Source organism: Clostridium nigeriense (assembly GCF_900086595.1).
Lineage (GTDB): Bacteria > Bacillota > Clostridia > Clostridiales > Clostridiaceae > Clostridium > Clostridium nigeriense.
The window spans coordinates 631,594-650,160 of record NZ_LT575472.1; the positions used below are offsets into that span (position 1 = coordinate 631,594).

An 18,567-nucleotide genomic window follows, 5' to 3' on the forward strand; every position below is an offset into this window, starting at 1 on the left:
ATTTAAGAGGTAAGTTTAATGATTAAACAATCGGATATAGCTAAGAGATTAAATATTTCTCGAACTACTGTAGCTAGAGCTTTAAATGGAACAGGGAGTATTAATCCTGATACAAAAGAAAAAATATTAAACTTATGTGAAGAGTTAGGATACACAAAAAATCCTATTAGTACATCATTAGCTTTAAAGAAAAGTAAAAGTATATATGCATTTATTGTAAAAACAAAGAAAGAGTTTTATGGAAATAGTATAAAAGCAGGATTTGAAAAGGCACAAAATGAGTTTAAATTTTATAAATATAAATTAAATATTATTGAAACTGATATTGATAAACCTGAAGAGCAAGTTATTGCTTTAAAAAATATTTTAAAAAAAGAGCAAGTTGATGGAGTAATAATCATACCTTTAATCAAAGAAGAAATTATAAAAATAAAAAAAGAAAATGAAAAAACTGTTTTCATGGCTTTGGACATGCCTTTAGATAGAAATACATACAGTGTATATTCAAATTATTTTAAGGCTGGAAGAATTACTGCAAACATTCTTTTAAATGCTTTAAATAAGGGAGATAAAATACTTCTTATTGATACTGAAGATGATAGAATATCATCAAAATTAGTTTTTGAGGGCTTTTATAGCAAAGTAGTAGAAAGTAAAAAGTGTGAAATTGTAGGTCCAGTTTTTCAAAGTGATTTAAAAAATAATATAGATAGGGTTTTAGAAAAGTATCTAACTAGTGATATTGTGTCTTTATATAGTAGCAGGTTTTTAGTTGATATGGTAGAAAGGGCAATTAATAGAGGAAATAATAATTTGAGAATAGTTGATAATGGTTTTTCAAATAATACAAAGCAATTAATTCGAGATGAAAAGGTTATAGCAACAGTTTCACAAAAGCATTCGGAATTAGGGTACCTAGTAGCGAAGTATATGTTTGAGTATTTATATAAAGATGTCAAACCTAAAAAAATTAATAATGAATATGAAAATACAATTATATTTAAAGAAAATTTGCCTTATTAAAAATGTGTATTTTATTTAGAAAAATGTTCACGAGAACTATTTATGAAATTTAAAATAATATTTTTTTATTGCTATTTGTTCTCGTGAAACTATAAAAATATTGTCTTTAAAAATATTAAAGTGTTTATAAGAAAATAAAAATATTTTCTTTAAAAATAAAATTATATTAGGGGGATTTATGAATGAAAAAATTTAAGGTATTATCAACATTATTTTTAGCTACAACTATTACTACATCTATGTTTATAGGATGTGGAAGTAAAGGAAATGAAAATGCTGGAGGCGATAAGGGAGCTAGTGATAAACCAGTTGAAATAACTTGGTGGGCATTCCCTAACTTTGAAACTAAGGACGGAGTAGTTGGTAAATACGAAGAAGAACTAGCTGCCGCATTTACAGCTAAAAATCCTAATATTAAAGTTAATGTAGAAATGCTTTCATTTACAGGTGGTGGAGAAAAAATAAATGCAGCTATAGCTTCTAATTCAGCACCAGATGTTCTATATGATGCTCCAGGAAGAATAATAGATTACGCAAGACAAGGTGTTCTAGCTACAGTAGATGATATGATTGCAGATTTAAAAGGAGATGTATCCGAATCTATATTACAAGGATGTAAATTAGAAGATAAGTATTATATGTATCCATTTAATACTACAAACTTTATGATGTCAGTTAATAAGGATATGTTTAAAGAAGCAGGACTTTTAGACGTATTGCCATTAGGGAAAGAAGATAGAACATGGACAATAGAAGAGTTTGAAAAAGCTTTAAGAGCTATAAAGGCAGCAAAACCAGATGTAATTCCTCTAACATTCTATAGTAAGAGTACTGCAGGAGATCAAGGAACAAGAGCCTTTGTTGCAAATATATTTGGTGGAAGCGTTATGAATGAAGATCAAACTGCTTATACATTTGATTCTCCAGAAGCTATAAAGGCTATGGAATGGGTTAAGAAGGCAATTGATGAAGGACTTATTGGACAAGGAACAGAAGCTTTAGCATCAAGTGATGCAATTGATTTATACTTACAACAAAAAGCAGCTGTTACAATACTTTATTCAACAGGCTTATTAAAGAGCAATTTATCAAAGAAATCAGTTGCTTTTGAAGATGCATTAGTTCCAATTCCATCACCAGAAGGAAAACTTAAATTAGAATCTTTAATTGGTGGATTATGTGTATTTGATAATAAAGATGAAGATAAGATTGCAGCATCAAAGAAGTTTATAGATTTCTTAGCTAATGATCCAGATTGGCAATTAAAGAACTTAAAAGCAACTGGAACATTCTCAGTTAGAGATTCAGTTAAAAACATTTATGATGATGAAGAAATGAAATTTGCTGAAAGAATGGGACAATATACAGCTAAATATTACAACACTGTAAATGGATTTGCTGAAATGAGAACTCATTGGTTCCCAGCTTTACAAGAAATCACTTTAGGACAAAAATCTCCTGCAGAAGCATTAAAAGCTTATAATGAAAAGGCAAATGCGACCCTTAAAAAATAATATATAAATTTAGAAATAATATTGATGGAGGAAATCCCTCCATCGATATTATTTAATTATAAAGGAGGTAGGCTTATACAGCATGGTTACAGAAGTATTAGATAAAAAGCATACTAAAATCAAAGTAAATAAACATTCAAAAATGGCTAAAAAAGAATGGTTAGCAGCATATTTATTCCTACTACCAGCAGCAATTTTCTTTTTAGGTTTTGTAATATTACCTATGATAGGTGGATTAGTAATAAGTTTCTTTAATTATGGACCTAGAACATCAGAGTTTATAGGTTTACAAAATTATATACAAATCGCAAAGGATCCAGTATTTATTAAATCTCTATGGAATACATTATTTTTAGTTGTTGGAAATGTACCAATAGTTGTTGTATTCTCTATGTTTGTTTCTTTAACTATATATAAAAGATCATCTAAGGTAAGATCATTCTTTAGNAGCTTTAAATGGAACAGGGAGTATTAATCCTGATACAAAAGAAAAAATATTAAACTTATGTGAAGAGTTAGGATACACAAAAAATCCTATTAGTACATCATTAGCTTTAAAGAAAAGTAAAAGTATATATGCATTTATTGTAAAAACAAAGAAAGAGTTTTATGGAAATAGTATAAAAGCAGGATTTGAAAAGGCACAAAATGAGTTTAAATTTTATAAATATAAATTAAATATTATTGAAACTGATATTGATAAACCTGAAGAGCAAGTTATTGCTTTAAAAAATATTTTAAAAAAAGAGCAAGTTGATGGAGTAATAATCATACCTTTAATCAAAGAAGAAATTATAAAAATAAAAAAAGAAAATGAAAAAACTGTTTTCATGGCTTTGGACATGCCTTTAGATAGAAATACATACAGTGTATATTCAAATTATTTTAAGGCTGGAAGAATTACTGCAAACATTCTTTTAAATGCTTTAAATAAGGGAGATAAAATACTTCTTATTGATACTGAAGATGATAGAATATCATCAAAATTAGTTTTTGAGGGCTTTTATAGCAAAGTAGTAGAAAGTAAAAAGTGTGAAATTGTAGGTCCAGTTTTTCAAAGTGATTTAAAAAATAATATAGATAGGGTTTTAGAAAAGTATCTAACTAGTGATATTGTGTCTTTATATAGTAGCAGGTTTTTAGTTGATATGGTAGAAAGGGCAATTAATAGAGGAAATAATAATTTGAGAATAGTTGATAATGGTTTTTCAAATAATACAAAGCAATTAATTCGAGATGAAAAGGTTATAGCAACAGTTTCACAAAAGCATTCGGAATTAGGGTACCTAGTAGCGAAGTATATGTTTGAGTATTTATATAAAGATGTCAAACCTAAAAAAATTAATAATGAATATGAAAATACAATTATATTTAAAGAAAATTTGCCTTATTAAAAATGTGTATTTTATTTAGAAAAATGTTCACGAGAACTATTTATGAAATTTAAAATAATATTTTTTTATTGCTATTTGTTCTCGTGAAACTATAAAAATATTGTCTTTAAAAATATTAAAGTGTTTATAAGAAAATAAAAATATTTTCTTTAAAAATAAAATTATATTAGGGGGATTTATGAATGAAAAAATTTAAGGTATTATCAACATTATTTTTAGCTACAACTATTACTACATCTATGTTTATAGGATGTGGAAGTAAAGGAAATGAAAATGCTGGAGGCGATAAGGGAGCTAGTGATAAACCAGTTGAAATAACTTGGTGGGCATTCCCTAACTTTGAAACTAAGGACGGAGTAGTTGGTAAATACGAAGAAGAACTAGCTGCCGCATTTACAGCTAAAAATCCTAATATTAAAGTTAATGTAGAAATGCTTTCATTTACAGGTGGTGGAGAAAAAATAAATGCAGCTATAGCTTCTAATTCAGCACCAGATGTTCTATATGATGCTCCAGGAAGAATAATAGATTACGCAAGACAAGGTGTTCTAGCTACAGTAGATGATATGATTGCAGATTTAAAAGGAGATGTATCCGAATCTATATTACAAGGATGTAAATTAGAAGATAAGTATTATATGTATCCATTTAATACTACAAACTTTATGATGTCAGTTAATAAGGATATGTTTAAAGAAGCAGGACTTTTAGACGTATTGCCATTAGGGAAAGAAGATAGAACATGGACAATAGAAGAGTTTGAAAAAGCTTTAAGAGCTATAAAGGCAGCAAAACCAGATGTAATTCCTCTAACATTCTATAGTAAGAGTACTGCAGGAGATCAAGGAACAAGAGCCTTTGTTGCAAATATATTTGGTGGAAGCGTTATGAATGAAGATCAAACTGCTTATACATTTGATTCTCCAGAAGCTATAAAGGCTATGGAATGGGTTAAGAAGGCAATTGATGAAGGACTTATTGGACAAGGAACAGAAGCTTTAGCATCAAGTGATGCAATTGATTTATACTTACAACAAAAAGCAGCTGTTACAATACTTTATTCAACAGGCTTATTAAAGAGCAATTTATCAAAGAAATCAGTTGCTTTTGAAGATGCATTAGTTCCAATTCCATCACCAGAAGGAAAACTTAAATTAGAATCTTTAATTGGTGGATTATGTGTATTTGATAATAAAGATGAAGATAAGATTGCAGCATCAAAGAAGTTTATAGATTTCTTAGCTAATGATCCAGATTGGCAATTAAAGAACTTAAAAGCAACTGGAACATTCTCAGTTAGAGATTCAGTTAAAAACATTTATGATGATGAAGAAATGAAATTTGCTGAAAGAATGGGACAATATACAGCTAAATATTACAACACTGTAAATGGATTTGCTGAAATGAGAACTCATTGGTTCCCAGCTTTACAAGAAATCACTTTAGGACAAAAATCTCCTGCAGAAGCATTAAAAGCTTATAATGAAAAGGCAAATGCGACCCTTAAAAAATAATATATAAATTTAGAAATAATATTGATGGAGGAAATCCCTCCATCGATATTATTTAATTATAAAGGAGGTAGGCTTATACAGCATGGTTACAGAAGTATTAGATAAAAAGCATACTAAAATCAAAGTAAATAAACATTCAAAAATGGCTAAAAAAGAATGGTTAGCAGCATATTTATTCCTACTACCAGCAGCAATTTTCTTTTTAGGTTTTGTAATATTACCTATGATAGGTGGATTAGTAATAAGTTTCTTTAATTATGGACCTAGAACATCAGAGTTTATAGGTTTACAAAATTATATACAAATCGCAAAGGATCCAGTATTTATTAAATCTCTATGGAATACATTATTTTTAGTTGTTGGAAATGTACCAATAGTTGTTGTATTCTCTATGTTTGTTTCTTTAACTATATATAAAAGATCATCTAAGGTAAGATCATTCTTTAGATCAATATTTTATTTACCAGCAATAGCATCTGTAGTTAGTATTACAGTTGTATGGGGATGGATATTCCACCCGAATTATGGAATTTTAAATTATGTTTTAAGTTTATTTGGAGTTGAACCTCAAGTTTGGCTTGGAAATCCAAGTATTGCAAAATGGGCAATACTAATTGTATTGGTTACTTTATCAGTAGGGCAACCTATAGTTTTATATATGGCTTCTTTAGGAAATATACCTAAGGATTATTTAGAAGCAGCAGAAATAGATGGGGCAAATAGTAGACAAGTATTTTTAAATATAACATGGCCATTATTAAAACCTACTACACTTTACATTGTTATTATAACAACAATAAATTCATTCCAATGCTTCTCATTAATTCAGTTATTAACAGCTGGAGGACCAAATTATGCAACTACAACCATAATGTATCAAGTATATGAAAGATCATTTACTTTAGGACAATATGGATTAGCATCATCAATGGGTGTGGTACTAGCTATAATAGTTATGGCTATATCAGTTGTTCAATACAAATATTTGGGAACAGATGTAGAATATTAGAGGGGAGAAGGGTTAGGTATGTTTAATAAAAAGAAAAAGGAAAAAGAAGAGCTATATGACTGGAGAAGTCAGTGGACACCAAAACATATTGTTTCATTAATAATACTATGTATATTTACAGTTATTTTTATATTTCCTTTTTATTGGATTATAACAGGTGCGTTTAAGGATCAAGCAGCAGCTTTATCTATACCACCACAATGGTGGCCAGCAAAGCCAACTATGGCAAATTGGATAAATCTATCAAAGCAACCACTTGTAAGATGGACTTTTAATAGCTTTTTTATAGCAATTTCAACAACATTTTTAGTTTGCTTAACATCAGCTCTTGCAGGATATGTTTTAGCTAAAAAGAGATTCCCAGGCAGAAAGCTAATATTCTGGTTACTAATAGGAGCTATGGCATTACCAAAGCAAGTTATAATGGTGCCTTTATTTACAATATTAACAAAGTTACATTGGATAGATACTTATAAATCATTAATTTTACCAGCAGTAGGATGGCCTTTTGGTATATTTTTAATGAAACAATTTAGTGAAACTATACCATCTGAGTTAATAGAAGCTGCGAAAATTGATGGATGTTCGGAGCTTAGAATATTTAGAAATATAGTATTACCTATAGTTAAGCCAGGAGTAGCAGCGCTAGCAATATTCACATTTATTAGTTCATGGAATGACTATTTCATGCAATTAATACTAATTAGAAGTAAAACTATGCAAACTTTACCTTTAGGTATAGCAACTATGCAATTAGAATTTACAACAGATTATGGATTAATGATGACTGGAGCAGCTTTAGCATCAATTCCTATGATTATAATATTTTTAATATTCCAAAAGTCCTTTACTCAAGGAATTACAATTGGGGCTGTAAAAGGTTAAAGAATTGTACTAATAGTGATGGTTTTTAAGTTTCATTCTATACAAAAAAGTTCTCGCGGGCATTATGAATTTAATAAGTATTGAGCAAAAGATAGAGTTAAATACAGAACTACAAAAGTTAGATATATAGTTGATAAGAATTTTAAAGTATAAATAGGTATTAATAATTTAATGTATTGGAGTGAGTTAAATGAAAGGATTATTTTCAGCATTATTAGTTTCTTTTGATAAGGATGGAAGTATAAATGAAAAAGGACTAAGAGAAATAGTAAGATATAATATTGATGTATGTAAAGTAGATGGATTATATGTTGGAGGAAGCACAGGAGAAAACTTCATGCTTTCTACTGAAGAAAAGAAAGAGGTTTTTAGAATTGCAAGGGATGAAGCAAAGGATAGCGTGAAATTAATTGCACAAGTGGGATCTATAAACTTAAAGGAAGCATTAGATCTTGCAAAGTATGCAACGGATTTAGGATATAATGCAATATCTGCAGTTACACCATTTTATTATAAATTTGACTTTGAAGAAATAAAGAATTATTACAATACTATAGTTAATTCTGTAGATAATAAAATGATTATTTATTCAATACCTTTTTTAACAGGAGTGAACTTATCTGTAGATCAATTTAGAGAGTTGTTTGAGAATGAAAAAATAATTGGAATTAAGTTTACAGCAGGAGATTTTTACTTGCTAGAAAGAGTAAGAAAGGCTTTCCCAGATAAGCTCATATATTCAGGTTTTGATGAAATGCTATTACCAGCAGTTGCTCTAGGGGTTGATGGAGCAATAGGGTCAACTTACAATTTAAATGGGGTAAGAGCAAGGCAAATATTTGATCTAGTTAAGGAAGGAAGACTTAAAGAAGCAAATGAAGTTCAAAGTTTAACTAATGATTTTATAAGCGATGTAATAGATAATGGATTATATAATACTCTAAAATTAATATTACAAGAAAAAGGTGTGGATGCTGGATATTGTAGAGCACCATTTAAACATCATACAGAAAAGCAAATAGAAAGAAGTAAAGAAATTGCAAGTAAATATTTTTAGTAGTGATATATAAATAGGCATTATTACTATTAGAATATGTATAAAAAGATGACTTAATAAAATAAGGCATCTTTTTCTTTTTTTAATATTTTAACTTATATAAATAAAAGCTATAATAAATTATATTAAAGGGGGCTTAAAAATGGATATAGGAATAATAGGCTTTGGAGGAGTAGGTAAAGCCTTTATAGATTTATTAATAAAGAAGGAAGAGTATCTAAAAAAAATTGGATTAAACATAAATGTAAAATATATTATAAAAAGCAATGGCGGAATTTATAATAGTAGGGGAATTAATCTTAAAGATATAATAAACAAAAATTATAGGTTAGAAGATTGTGGTTTTAAAGATAATATAAATATAAATACTATAATTAAAAATAAAGATATAGATACTTTAATTGAGCTTACAAGTACTAATATTGAAACTGGTGAACCTGGATTAAATCATATTAAACTAGCATTAGAAAATGGAATAAACGTAGTTACTGGCAATAAGGGGCCTATATTGTTAGAATATAATATTTTAAAGAAAATAGCTGATAAAAATAATGTTAGATTAGGGATAGGTTGCACCATTGGAGGAGCATTGCCATCTGTAAATGTAGGAAGTTTTGATATAGCAGGAGCTGAAATACTTTCTATTGAAGGAGTATTAAATGGAACTAGTAATTTCATTTTAAATGAAATGTATGAGAGAGAAATAGATTATAAAGAAGGACTAAATGAAGCAATAAGATTAGGCATTGCAGAAGCAAATTATAAGTTAGATGTTGAAGGATATGATACTGCTTCTAAGATATTAATTTTGGCTAATGTATTAATGAATTCTAATATATCTATAAAAGATATAGAAATTAAAGGGATAAATAAATTAGAAAAAAGTTATATATTAAAAGAAAAATCTAAGGGAAATAAAATTAAGTTAATGGGTAAGGTTTATAGAGAAGATAATTTAATAAAGGCTTATGTAAGACCAGAAGTGGTGGATATAAGTCATCCTTTATATTTTGTAGATAATAAAAATAAAGGTGTTTTATATAGGACGGATACTTTGGGGGATATAAGTATAATTGGAGGAGCATCTGGGACAATAAATGCCGCTGCAGCAATTTTACGAGATATAATTAATTTAAAATAAGTATTAAGAGTTTAAGGAGGGTATATGAATAAAGAAGAAAAGAGGCTTTTAAGAAATAGAATTTTAGATATTAGAAATTCCTTAGATAAAGATACTAAAAGCTTTATGGATAATGAAATTTATAATAGGTTAATAAAATCTGAACTTTATTTAAAAGCTAAGAGCATATTTATTTACATAAACTTTGGAAGTGAAATAGATACAATGAGTATAATTAATAAAGCCTTAGAGGATGGCAAGGATGTGTATATACCTAAAATATATAGAGATAATAAATCTATGAAAGCCATAAAAATAAATGGTTTTAAAGATTTAGAGAAAAATTCTATGGGAATACTAGAACCAATTAATGATAGTAGTTATATTAGTAAAGAAAAATTGGATTTAATTATAGTTCCTGGAGCAGTATTCGATTTAAGTGGTAATAGGATTGGATATGGAGGAGGATATTATGACAGATATTTAGAACCTATAGAAAATATAAATAATAAATTAGTATTAGCTTATGAGCTTCAAATTGTAGATTTTATAGATTCTGAAAGTCATGATATTAAGTTTGATTATGTAATAACTAATACAAAATTTAGAAAAATTAAAAAATAATAGTTGAAATTAGAAAAAACTAGTGTATAATATGATTATAATTAAATAGTTAGTTACTTTATTAAGAATGGTGGAGGGACTGGCCCTGTGAAACCTAGCAACCTACTATGTTTGATTTTTATTTTATAAATAGTGTGGTGCTAAATCCTGCAAGCTTAGCTTGATAAATAAGGTTTTTTATAAAAATTTATTTAGTAAATAGAGTGTTTTAGGTTGCTTCTTATTGGAGTAACCTTTTTTGTTTAATTATAAAAGCAATGAGCAATAAAGAAAAAAGGGGGCCTTATATATGAGTAAGAACTGGGAAAAAGGAACTATATGTATCCAAGGGGGCTATACACCGAAGGCTGGGGAACCTAGGGTGTTACCAATATTTCAAACAGCAACATATAAGTATGATGATCCAGATCATTTAGCAAGTCTTTTTAACTTAGAAGCAGAGGGGCATTTATACAGTAGAATATCGAATCCTACTGTAGCTGCTTTAGAAGATAAGTTTGCTAAATTGCAAGGTGGCGTAGGGGCAGTAGCTACCTCATCTGGTCAAGCGGCAGTATTATATGCAATATTAAATATATGTAAAGTTGGGGATCATATTATATCTGCTGCAACACTATATGGTGGAACGGTTAATTTATTTACTGTTAATTTAAAGAAAATGGGTATAGAAGTAACATTTGTAGATCCAGAAGCAAGTAAGGAAGAAATACTTGCATGTGCAAGGGAAAATACAAAAGCAATTTATGGAGAAACTATTGGAAATCCGGGGCTAAATATTTTAGATTTTGATAAATTTTCACAGGTTGCAAAGGAATTGAAAATTCCATTTATAGTAGATAATACTGTTGGAACACCTTATTTGTGCAATCCATTTGAACATGGGGTAAACATAGTTGTTCATTCTACAACAAAATATGCTGATGGGCATGCTCAAAGCATTGGGGGAATAGTAGTAGATGGAGGTAACTTTGATTGGGCAAATGGTAAATTTAATGAATTTGTAGAGCCTGATCCAAGCTATCATGGAATAAAATATGTTGAAACCTTTGGAAATGCAGCTTATATTACTAAATTAAGAGTAACTTTAGGTAGAGATTTGGGGGCTTGCCAAAGTCCATTTAATGCATATTTGACTAATTTAGGGCTTGAAACTCTTCATTTAAGAATGGAAAGACACTCAGAAAATGCTCTAGAGCTTGCAAAGTGGTTAGAAAAACACCCTAAGATTAAGTGGGTTAATTATCCTTACTTAGAATCAAGTAAGGAATATGAAAAGGCTAAAAAATATCTAAAGGGTGGGGGAAGTGGACTACTAACCTTTGGAATAGATGGAGATATTGAAACAGCAAAGAAATTTACTAAAGCATTGAGTTTAGTAGCTTTAGTTGTAACTTTGGGTGATGTTAGAAGTTGTCTTTTACATCCTGCTACCACAACCCATAGTCAATTATCAGAAGAGGAACAAATTGCAAGTGGAGTTACTCCGGATTTAATGAGGGTATCTATAGGAATTGAAGATATAAATGATATAATTGAAGATTTTAAACAAGCGTTAGAATCAATATAGGAAGTTAAAAAACCATTATTTAACATAGTATATATGTAAGATAATGGTTTTTAATTTTTTAAGCTATAAAAATAGAATGATTTCTTATTTATTTTGTCTCTTGGCAACGTTGGTATATTGAGTAAGAATATGTTAGAATATGCTTGTGGTATAATAAAATCATCCATAGGAGAGAAAAGTATGAGTAAGTTTATGAAGAGTATAATTTGTATTATAGGTATATGTGTATTATTACTAGGGGGATGTAGCAATAATACAAGTGAAAATAGAGGACAGACTATCAGAAAAGAAGGTGAAGTAGCTTCTACAGATAAGATAGAGAATAAAATTGAAGAAACAACTTCAAATAAGGATATTTATTTAGAAAAGTTAAATCACTTAGAAGATAGTTTAAATAAATCATTAAAGGATAAGTATGATAGTGGCATAACATTACAAATGCTTGAAGCTGCTTCTGAGGAATTTGAAGAATGGGATTATATGTTAAATGAGATATATTCCAAACTGAAAGAACAATTAACGGAAGAAGAAATGAATAAATTAACTCAAGAAGAACTTAAGTGGATTGAGACTAGGGACGAAAAAAGTAAAGCGGCTGATGACGGCTTTGAAGATGGATCTATTGCTCCAGTACTAAGATTAATGAGTTTAGTATCAAGTACTAAGGAAAGATGTTATGAACTAGTAAATCAATACATGAAATAATATTAAAAAAAGGAGGAAACATAGTGAATATTTTAATAGGAATTCTAATACCATTTTTAGGTACATCATTAGGTGCAGCCTGTGTTTATGCAATGAAGAAAGAAATGAATAAAAAAATTAATAAAATACTTCTTGGTTTTGCATCAGGAGTTATGATAGCTGCATCAGTATGGTCATTAATTATTCCTTCTATAGATATGTCTCAAGATATGGGGAAATTATCATTTATTCCAGCTGCAGTTGGAATACTTGTTGGAATTATGTTTTTGTATTCTTTGGATAAAATAATTCCACATATGCATATTATCGATAAAAAAGAAGAAGGAACAAAAAAATATAAATTAAGTAAAACTACAAAACTTGTATTATCAGTAGTAATTCATAATATTCCAGAGGGAATGGCTATAGGAATTGTTTTTGCAGCAGTTATGAATGAAGGTAATGCAATAACTATTGCATCAGCTCTTGCCCTTTCTATAGGAATAGCAATTCAAAACTTTCCAGAAGGTGCAATAATTTCAATGCCTCTTAAGAGTGAAGGACTAAGTAAAAATAAGTCTTTTATTTATGGAGTTTTATCTGGGATAGTAGAGCCAATAGCAGCAGTAATTACAATAATATTTTCTAGTGTTATTACACCAATGATGCCATATCTTCTTTCTTTCGCAGCAGGAGCAATGATTTTTGTTGTAGTAGAAGAATTAATACCAGAGGCAGCAGAAGATAATTTTTCTGATATTAGTGCAATAGCCTTTGCAATAGGATTTGTGATTATGATGATATTAGATGTAGCATTATCATAATTTAAGAATAGAACAAGTTATAAAATGAAATATGTATGATAAAAAGAAGGGTAATAATTAGCCTTCTTTTTTATTAATAAATAATTTCATAGCCTATTTTAATGAACTATATAGTAATTACTTTATTTGAAGTTTTAGATAAAGCTATAGTTGATTATTTATTATTTAAAGATAAAGAGAGATAATTGCAAAGTAAAACTTTATAAAATATAATATAAAAAGATAATTAGAACTTAATAAGCTAATTTACATTGGAGTAAGGAGTGTATTTATGTTTAATAAAGATGAACTTCAAATTATTAATGAAGCTATGAAAATATATGAAGAAAAAACTACAAAGCTTTTAGAAGCTAGCACTAATAATAAAGACAAAATGGTTGCTTATAATAGAAAGCAAAAAAAGATTTGGTTACTTCAAAATAAACTTAAAAAATTAATAGAAGAAAATAAATAGATTTTAATTTTAGAATACTTAAGAAAGTTATATATATAACTTTCTTTTTTTATTTGTTATTGGTAAAATGAGGATAATTTTATAACTAGAAGATTATATATTAATGAGAGTAGAATAAGGAGTGTAAATCATGACTGAAAAGGAAAAAATGCTAAGAGGTGATTGGTATGTTTCTTTGGGAGAAGAATTATTTAATGAGAGACAACATGCTAATGAAATATTATTTGAATATAACTCGTTACATCCTAAAGAAGTGGAAAAAAGAATGGAATTACTAAGAGGATTATTTGGTGAGTCACCTGAGGAGTTTTTTATAGAACAACCCTTTAAATGTGCTTATGGATATAATATTCACTGGGGAGAAAAGTCATTTGCAAATTATAATTGCACAATAATAGATTCAGGAAGAGTAACAATAGGAAAGAATGTTATGATTGGACCAAATGTAAATATATTTACTGCAAATCATGCTTTAGCTATTAAAGATAGAATGGCAGGGCTAGAATATGCTGATCCAGTAGATATAGGAGATGGAGTGTGGATAGGTGGAGGAACCACTATTAATCCAGGAGTAAAGATAGGAAAAAATTCAGTTATTGGGTCAGGAAGTGTTGTAACTAAAAGTATTCCAGAGAATGTTTTGGCAGTAGGAAATCCATGTAGAGTGATAAAAAAATTGGACAAGTAATCATAATCAATAAAATATAGATTATATATAAGGGAAGAGAATTATCTATGGGTAAAAAGAATATTTCATAAAAAAGAGAAAAATTCTAGATTAAGAGGGCACTGAAAAATTTAAAGTTTTTCAGTGCCCTCTGCAAGAAAATTCTATTTATTTTCTAAAAATCCTCTGAATCGGATTTTTTACCTGCATTATAAATTCTACATTGTACATTAATTAGTTTTCTTTGTTAGCTATTTCAAGAATTAATCTATTCTTTAATTCAGCAACTGAAACTGGACCTTCTTCTCCATTTTTTCTGCTTCTTACTGAAGCTTCATTGTTAGCAGCTTCTTTTTCACCAACAACTAGAATGTAAGGTATTCTCTCAAGTCTAGCTTCTCTAATTTTATAACCGATTTTTTCAGCTCTATAGTCTCCAGAAATTCTTATTCCTGCATTTTTAAAATCTCTAACTATTGATTCAGCATAGTCATTATATTTATCAGAAATAGGTAAAACTATTGCTTGTGTTGGAGCTAGCCAAGTTGGGAATGCACCAGCATATTTTTCAATAAGCATAGCTAGAGTTCTTTCATAGCATCCAATTGAAGATCTATGAATTATATATGGGCGTTTCTTATTTCCGTCTTTATCTATATAAGTCATATCAAATCTTTCTGCAAGAGCGAAGTCAATTTGGATAGTTATTATTGTATCTTCTTTTCCATGAACGTTTTTGAATTGGATGTCTAGCTTTGGTCCGTAGAATGCAGCTTCACCTTCAGCTTCAACATAATCAATTCCAAGGTGATCTAAGATACCCTTCATTAATACTTGAGTTTCTTCCCAAGCTTCTGGATTGTTTATATATTTTTCAGTATTATTTGGATCCCATTTAGAGAATCTAAATGAAATGTCTCCATCTATACCTAAAGTACTCATTATATGGTTGATTAATTCAACACATCCTTTAAATTCTTCTTCAATTTGATCAGGTCTACAAACTATATGACCATCTGATAATGTAAATTGTCTAACACGAATTAATCCATGCATTTCACCAGATGATTCATTTCTATATAAAGTAGAAGTTTCAGCATATCTTATAGGCAATTCTCTATATGAATGTTGTTCTGCATTATAAATTGTATATTGGAATGGGCAAGTCATAGGTCTTAGAGCCATTATTTCAGGATCTTTTTCTTCATCTCCTAAAACAAACATCCCATCTTTATAGTGATCCCAGTGTCCAGAAACTTTAAATAAATCGTTCTTTGACATTGAAGGAGTCTTTGTAAATACATAACCTCTCTTTTCTTCTTCATCTTCAACCCATCTTTGAAGAAGTTGAATTATTTTCGCACCCTTAGGCATTATAAGAGGTAATCCTTGACCTACTTTTTCATCAGTAGTGAAGATTTTAAGTTCTCTTCCTAGTTTATTGTGGTCTCTCTTTTTAGCTTCTTCTAAAGCCTCTAAATGAGCATCTAAATCAGATTTCTTTAGGAATGCAGTTCCATATACTCTTGAAAGCATTTTGTTCTTTTCATCGCCTTTCCAGTAGGCACCAGCACTTCTAAGAAGTTTAATAGCCTTAACTGGTTTTAAAGAAATTAAGTGAGGTCCTGCACATAAATCTACAAAATCACCCATTTTATAGAATGATATAACTTCATCTTCCCCTAAATCATTTATTAACTCAACCTTATATGGTTCATTAGCATCTTCCATAAGTTTTAGAGCTTCAGCTCTTGGTAGTTCAAATCTTTCAATAGAAGGATTTTCTTTTATTATTTTTCTCATTTCATCTTCAATTTTTACTAAATCATCAGCACTAAATGAGTTTTCAACATCAAAGTCATAGTAGAAGCCATCGTTTATAGCAGGTCCTATAGCTAATTTAGCGTTTGGATATAATCTTTTTACTGCATAAGCAAGTACATGAGATATACTATGTCTTAATGCATTCTTACCTTCCTCTGAGTCAAAAGTACATATAGCAAGGTCGCTATCTTCATTAACTACATAACGTAAGTCAACAACCTTTCCATTAACTATTCCACAACAAGCATTTCTTGCTAAGCCCTCGCTAATTGATTTAGCAATATCTAAAACAGAAATACCAGCTTCAAATTCTTTTACTGATCCATCTTTTAAAGTGATTTTAATCATACTTATTACTCCCTTCATAGTGTTTTTAATTAATTTTGGTTTACAAAATAAAAAACTCTCGTCCCATCTATATAAAATAGAAGGGACGAGAGTAAAAATTCTAATTTTCCCGCGGTTCCACCCTTAGTTGCCTAAAATATAGGCCTCTTAAGATATCGTAACGTGATATTAAACGGACTGTATTAAAGTCACTCAGAGGTGGTCTTCAACTAGATTCAAATAAGATAATTTCACCAAACATATCTCTCTCTGAAATTGAAAATTAGTTTACTCTTCTCTTCAACGTTTTAAAATATTTGTAATTTATATTATAGTTATGTAATATACCTATGTCAACTCCTAATATATATTTTAAATATTATAATTAAATTTTAAAACCACCAGCTAGGCTGGTGGACTTTTATTTTAAGTTCATCATACTTCAATTACTATATTAATTTATAGAAGAATATGAAATTATTATAAGAAATTGAATATAAAAGAATATTTTAGCTAATATTAATATTATGATAAAGACGTTCTAGTTCGATTTCTTGAAGTATATTATAGGAGTATAGTTTACCACCCATAAGGTTTTTAATTATTTCCTTTTTAGAATAACCTTCTTTATAAAGCCTTAATTTTTTTATAAGCTTTTTTAGTGAAGAATTAGTCATTCCTAAAAGGTTATAAAGTTCCTTAGCTGTATAATAGTCCTTAGGCAAAAGCTTAAATAGCTTTTTTTGCATTTCAAGTTTATATTTAATATCTGTTTCTATACAGCTATGAGGGCCATTCTTTCCTCTATGGTGGTAGTTACAAAGATACTTATAATTTAATTTAATATCGTAACCACCTTCGTGTTTATGAACTATATGATGTATGTCCGCTGTTGATCCACAAATTTCGCAGTGGTACAAAGTCATGCCTCCTTTATATATCTTTAAATATATTATATATATTTTTTTATCAATAATCTACATAGTTAAGTTTTTATAATATTAAAATTTTAGTTTAAAAGTGTTTAAAGTTACTTTGTTTTCTGTAAAAATACTTGAAAATAGGGTAAAATATACTATATAATATATGTATAGTATATTTTATTACGGAACTGAAAGAAAGGTGATACGGTGAGGCATAATTATGATTCCTTTGATTATTGGGAGGAACTAATTAATGAAAATAAAACTATAAGAGGTCATATGTTTATGGATAGATTGCCTGATAAAAAGAGCATATACATCCATAGTTTAGTATTCTGTAAAAATAATGGACTTAATAATATATGGTCTTACTTTCCCAACGAAAGAAGCCTGTTAGGATATATTCAATATTCATTTTTGCAAGAAGCGTTTTATAAATGGATTTATGGAAAAGAAAGATTAGTTGTAAGTGTACCTAATGTTCCTGTTGAAAGAATAATTTCTGATGGAGAGAAAAACAAAAAGATATCTAAAGAAGAAGCGGAAAATATGAAACGACATTTAAACATGGTGAAAAGCTATTGGAACTTACCTAAAGATAAATTAATAAGAGAATTAAAAAGATTTTCAAGAGACTTTAACAGAACTTGGTATGGAGATAATAAAGAGTTTTTATACTTAAAAATTTTTGATGATCCAAAGGATTTAGGTGAGTTTGTTATTAGTTCAAGCTATATAACTACAACTGAGGAAGATTTTATTGAAAGAACGGGAATTAATATAGTTGAGTGGAAAAGTATTTGTGAAAAAGCTCATACAAATAAAAGAGATGGAGAGAAATTTAGAGATATTTTACTGAAATCACTCACAGAAATAATATAAATGTAAAACTTATTATTGACAGTAATAGTTAGTGGAATATATAATGTTATTGTCAATAAGCTACGCGGGTGTAGCTCAATGGTAGAGCCCTTGCCTTCCAAGCAAGTTACGTGAGTTCGATTCTCATCACCCGCTCCAAATATGCGTTATTAGCTCAGTTGGTAGAGCACCTGACTCTTAATCAGGGTGTCCCGGGTTCGATCCCCTGATAACGCACCAAACAAGAGGGATTATTTTTTAATCTCTCTTATTTTTTTAACGTAAATGTATAGAAA

17 protein-coding genes, 2 tRNA genes, 1 riboswitch and 1 other annotated feature are annotated in these 18,567 nt (G+C 28.9%); of the genes, 17 read left to right on the plus strand and 2 right to left on the minus strand.

Translation table 11 applies throughout. The annotated features are described in order from the left end of the window. Positions 1-18 precede the first annotated feature (18 nt). From BN6774_RS03395 to BN6774_RS03465, 14 genes are all read left to right on the plus strand, one after another. The gene (locus BN6774_RS03395; protein WP_066890050.1) at positions 19-1,023 is read left to right on the plus strand and encodes a LacI family DNA-binding transcriptional regulator; all 1,005 of its coding nucleotides are present in this window, start codon (positions 19-21) and stop codon (positions 1,021-1,023) included. Positions 1,024-1,205: 182 nt separating this feature from the next. Beyond that, positions 1,206-2,537 (plus strand): ABC transporter substrate-binding protein, encoded by a 1,332-nt coding sequence (locus BN6774_RS03400; protein WP_066890052.1) that lies wholly within the window; start codon positions 1,206-1,208, stop codon positions 2,535-2,537. Positions 2,538-3,121: 584 nt separating this feature from the next. Then, entirely contained in the window at positions 3,122-3,931 is an 810-nt protein-coding gene (locus BN6774_RS03410) for a substrate-binding domain-containing protein (protein WP_268873153.1), read from the plus strand. 182 nt (positions 3,932-4,113) lie between these two features. After that, positions 4,114-5,445: an ABC transporter substrate-binding protein gene (locus BN6774_RS03415; protein WP_066890052.1), complete on the plus strand. Its 1,332-nt coding sequence runs from the start codon at positions 4,114-4,116 to the stop codon at positions 5,443-5,445. Positions 5,446-5,527: 82 nt separating this feature from the next. Then, the gene (locus BN6774_RS03420) at positions 5,528-6,454 is read left to right on the plus strand and encodes a carbohydrate ABC transporter permease (protein ID WP_066890056.1); all 927 of its coding nucleotides are present in this window, start codon (positions 5,528-5,530) and stop codon (positions 6,452-6,454) included. A gap of 18 nt (positions 6,455-6,472) precedes the next feature. Next, positions 6,473-7,339 carry a carbohydrate ABC transporter permease gene (locus BN6774_RS03425; protein ID WP_066890058.1) on the plus strand — a complete coding sequence of 289 codons (867 nt, stop codon included), beginning with the start codon at positions 6,473-6,475 and terminating at the stop codon, positions 7,337-7,339. A gap of 190 nt (positions 7,340-7,529) precedes the next feature. Further along, positions 7,530-8,396, plus strand: a complete 867-nt coding sequence (locus BN6774_RS03430; RefSeq protein ID WP_066890060.1) for an N-acetylneuraminate lyase — start codon at positions 7,530-7,532, stop codon at positions 8,394-8,396. Positions 8,397-8,538: 142 nt separating this feature from the next. Further along, the gene (locus BN6774_RS03435; protein WP_066890062.1) at positions 8,539-9,537 is read left to right on the plus strand and encodes a homoserine dehydrogenase; all 999 of its coding nucleotides are present in this window, start codon (positions 8,539-8,541) and stop codon (positions 9,535-9,537) included. 24 nt (positions 9,538-9,561) lie between these two features. Next, positions 9,562-10,140, plus strand: coding sequence for a 5-formyltetrahydrofolate cyclo-ligase (locus tag BN6774_RS03440; RefSeq protein WP_066890064.1), 579 nt, complete (start codon positions 9,562-9,564; stop codon positions 10,138-10,140). A gap of 55 nt (positions 10,141-10,195) precedes the next feature. Beyond that, positions 10,196-10,314, plus strand: a riboswitch (SAM riboswitch). Between the two features lie 115 nt (positions 10,315-10,429). Next, entirely contained in the window at positions 10,430-11,707 is a 1,278-nt protein-coding gene (locus tag BN6774_RS03445; RefSeq protein WP_066890066.1) for an O-acetylhomoserine aminocarboxypropyltransferase/cysteine synthase family protein, read from the plus strand. A 180-nt stretch (positions 11,708-11,887) separates the two neighbouring features. Beyond that, positions 11,888-12,412, plus strand: a complete 525-nt coding sequence (locus BN6774_RS03450) for a lysozyme inhibitor LprI family protein (protein ID WP_066890068.1) — start codon at positions 11,888-11,890, stop codon at positions 12,410-12,412. A gap of 23 nt (positions 12,413-12,435) precedes the next feature. Then, on the plus strand, positions 12,436-13,215 hold the full coding sequence (locus tag BN6774_RS03455; RefSeq protein ID WP_066890070.1) for a ZIP family metal transporter: 780 nt from the start codon (positions 12,436-12,438) through the stop codon (positions 13,213-13,215). Positions 13,216-13,486: 271 nt separating this feature from the next. After that, positions 13,487-13,669 carry a hypothetical protein gene (locus BN6774_RS03460; protein ID WP_066890072.1) on the plus strand — a complete coding sequence of 61 codons (183 nt, stop codon included), beginning with the start codon at positions 13,487-13,489 and terminating at the stop codon, positions 13,667-13,669. Positions 13,670-13,799: 130 nt separating this feature from the next. Next, complete coding sequence (locus BN6774_RS03465; protein WP_066890074.1) at positions 13,800-14,357, plus strand: sugar O-acetyltransferase; 558 nt, start codon at positions 13,800-13,802, stop codon at positions 14,355-14,357. Between the two features lie 213 nt (positions 14,358-14,570). Here BN6774_RS03465 and thrS read toward each other — a convergent pair whose 3' ends face one another. Next, on the minus strand, positions 14,571-16,508 hold the full coding sequence (thrS, locus tag BN6774_RS03470; RefSeq protein WP_066890076.1) for a threonine--tRNA ligase: 1,938 nt from the start codon (positions 16,506-16,508) through the stop codon (positions 14,571-14,573). 78 nt (positions 16,509-16,586) lie between these two features. Continuing rightward, positions 16,587-16,800: a binding site (T-box leader), on the minus strand. 196 nt (positions 16,801-16,996) lie between these two features. After that, on the minus strand, positions 16,997-17,407 hold the full coding sequence (locus tag BN6774_RS03475; RefSeq protein WP_407922085.1) for an HNH endonuclease signature motif containing protein: 411 nt from the start codon (positions 17,405-17,407) through the stop codon (positions 16,997-16,999). 210 nt (positions 17,408-17,617) lie between these two features. Here BN6774_RS03475 and BN6774_RS03480 point away from each other — a divergent pair, with 210 nt between their 5' ends. The 3 genes from BN6774_RS03480 (at position 17,618) to BN6774_RS03490 (ending at position 18,511) form a co-directional block, all read left to right on the plus strand. Then, positions 17,618-18,292, plus strand: coding sequence for a hypothetical protein (locus BN6774_RS03480; protein WP_066890080.1), 675 nt, complete (start codon positions 17,618-17,620; stop codon positions 18,290-18,292). A 64-nt stretch (positions 18,293-18,356) separates the two neighbouring features. Then, a tRNA-Gly gene (locus tag BN6774_RS03485) sits at positions 18,357-18,430 on the plus strand. A gap of 5 nt (positions 18,431-18,435) precedes the next feature. Then, positions 18,436-18,511, plus strand: a tRNA-Lys gene (locus BN6774_RS03490). Positions 18,512-18,567: the final 56 nt, after the last annotated feature.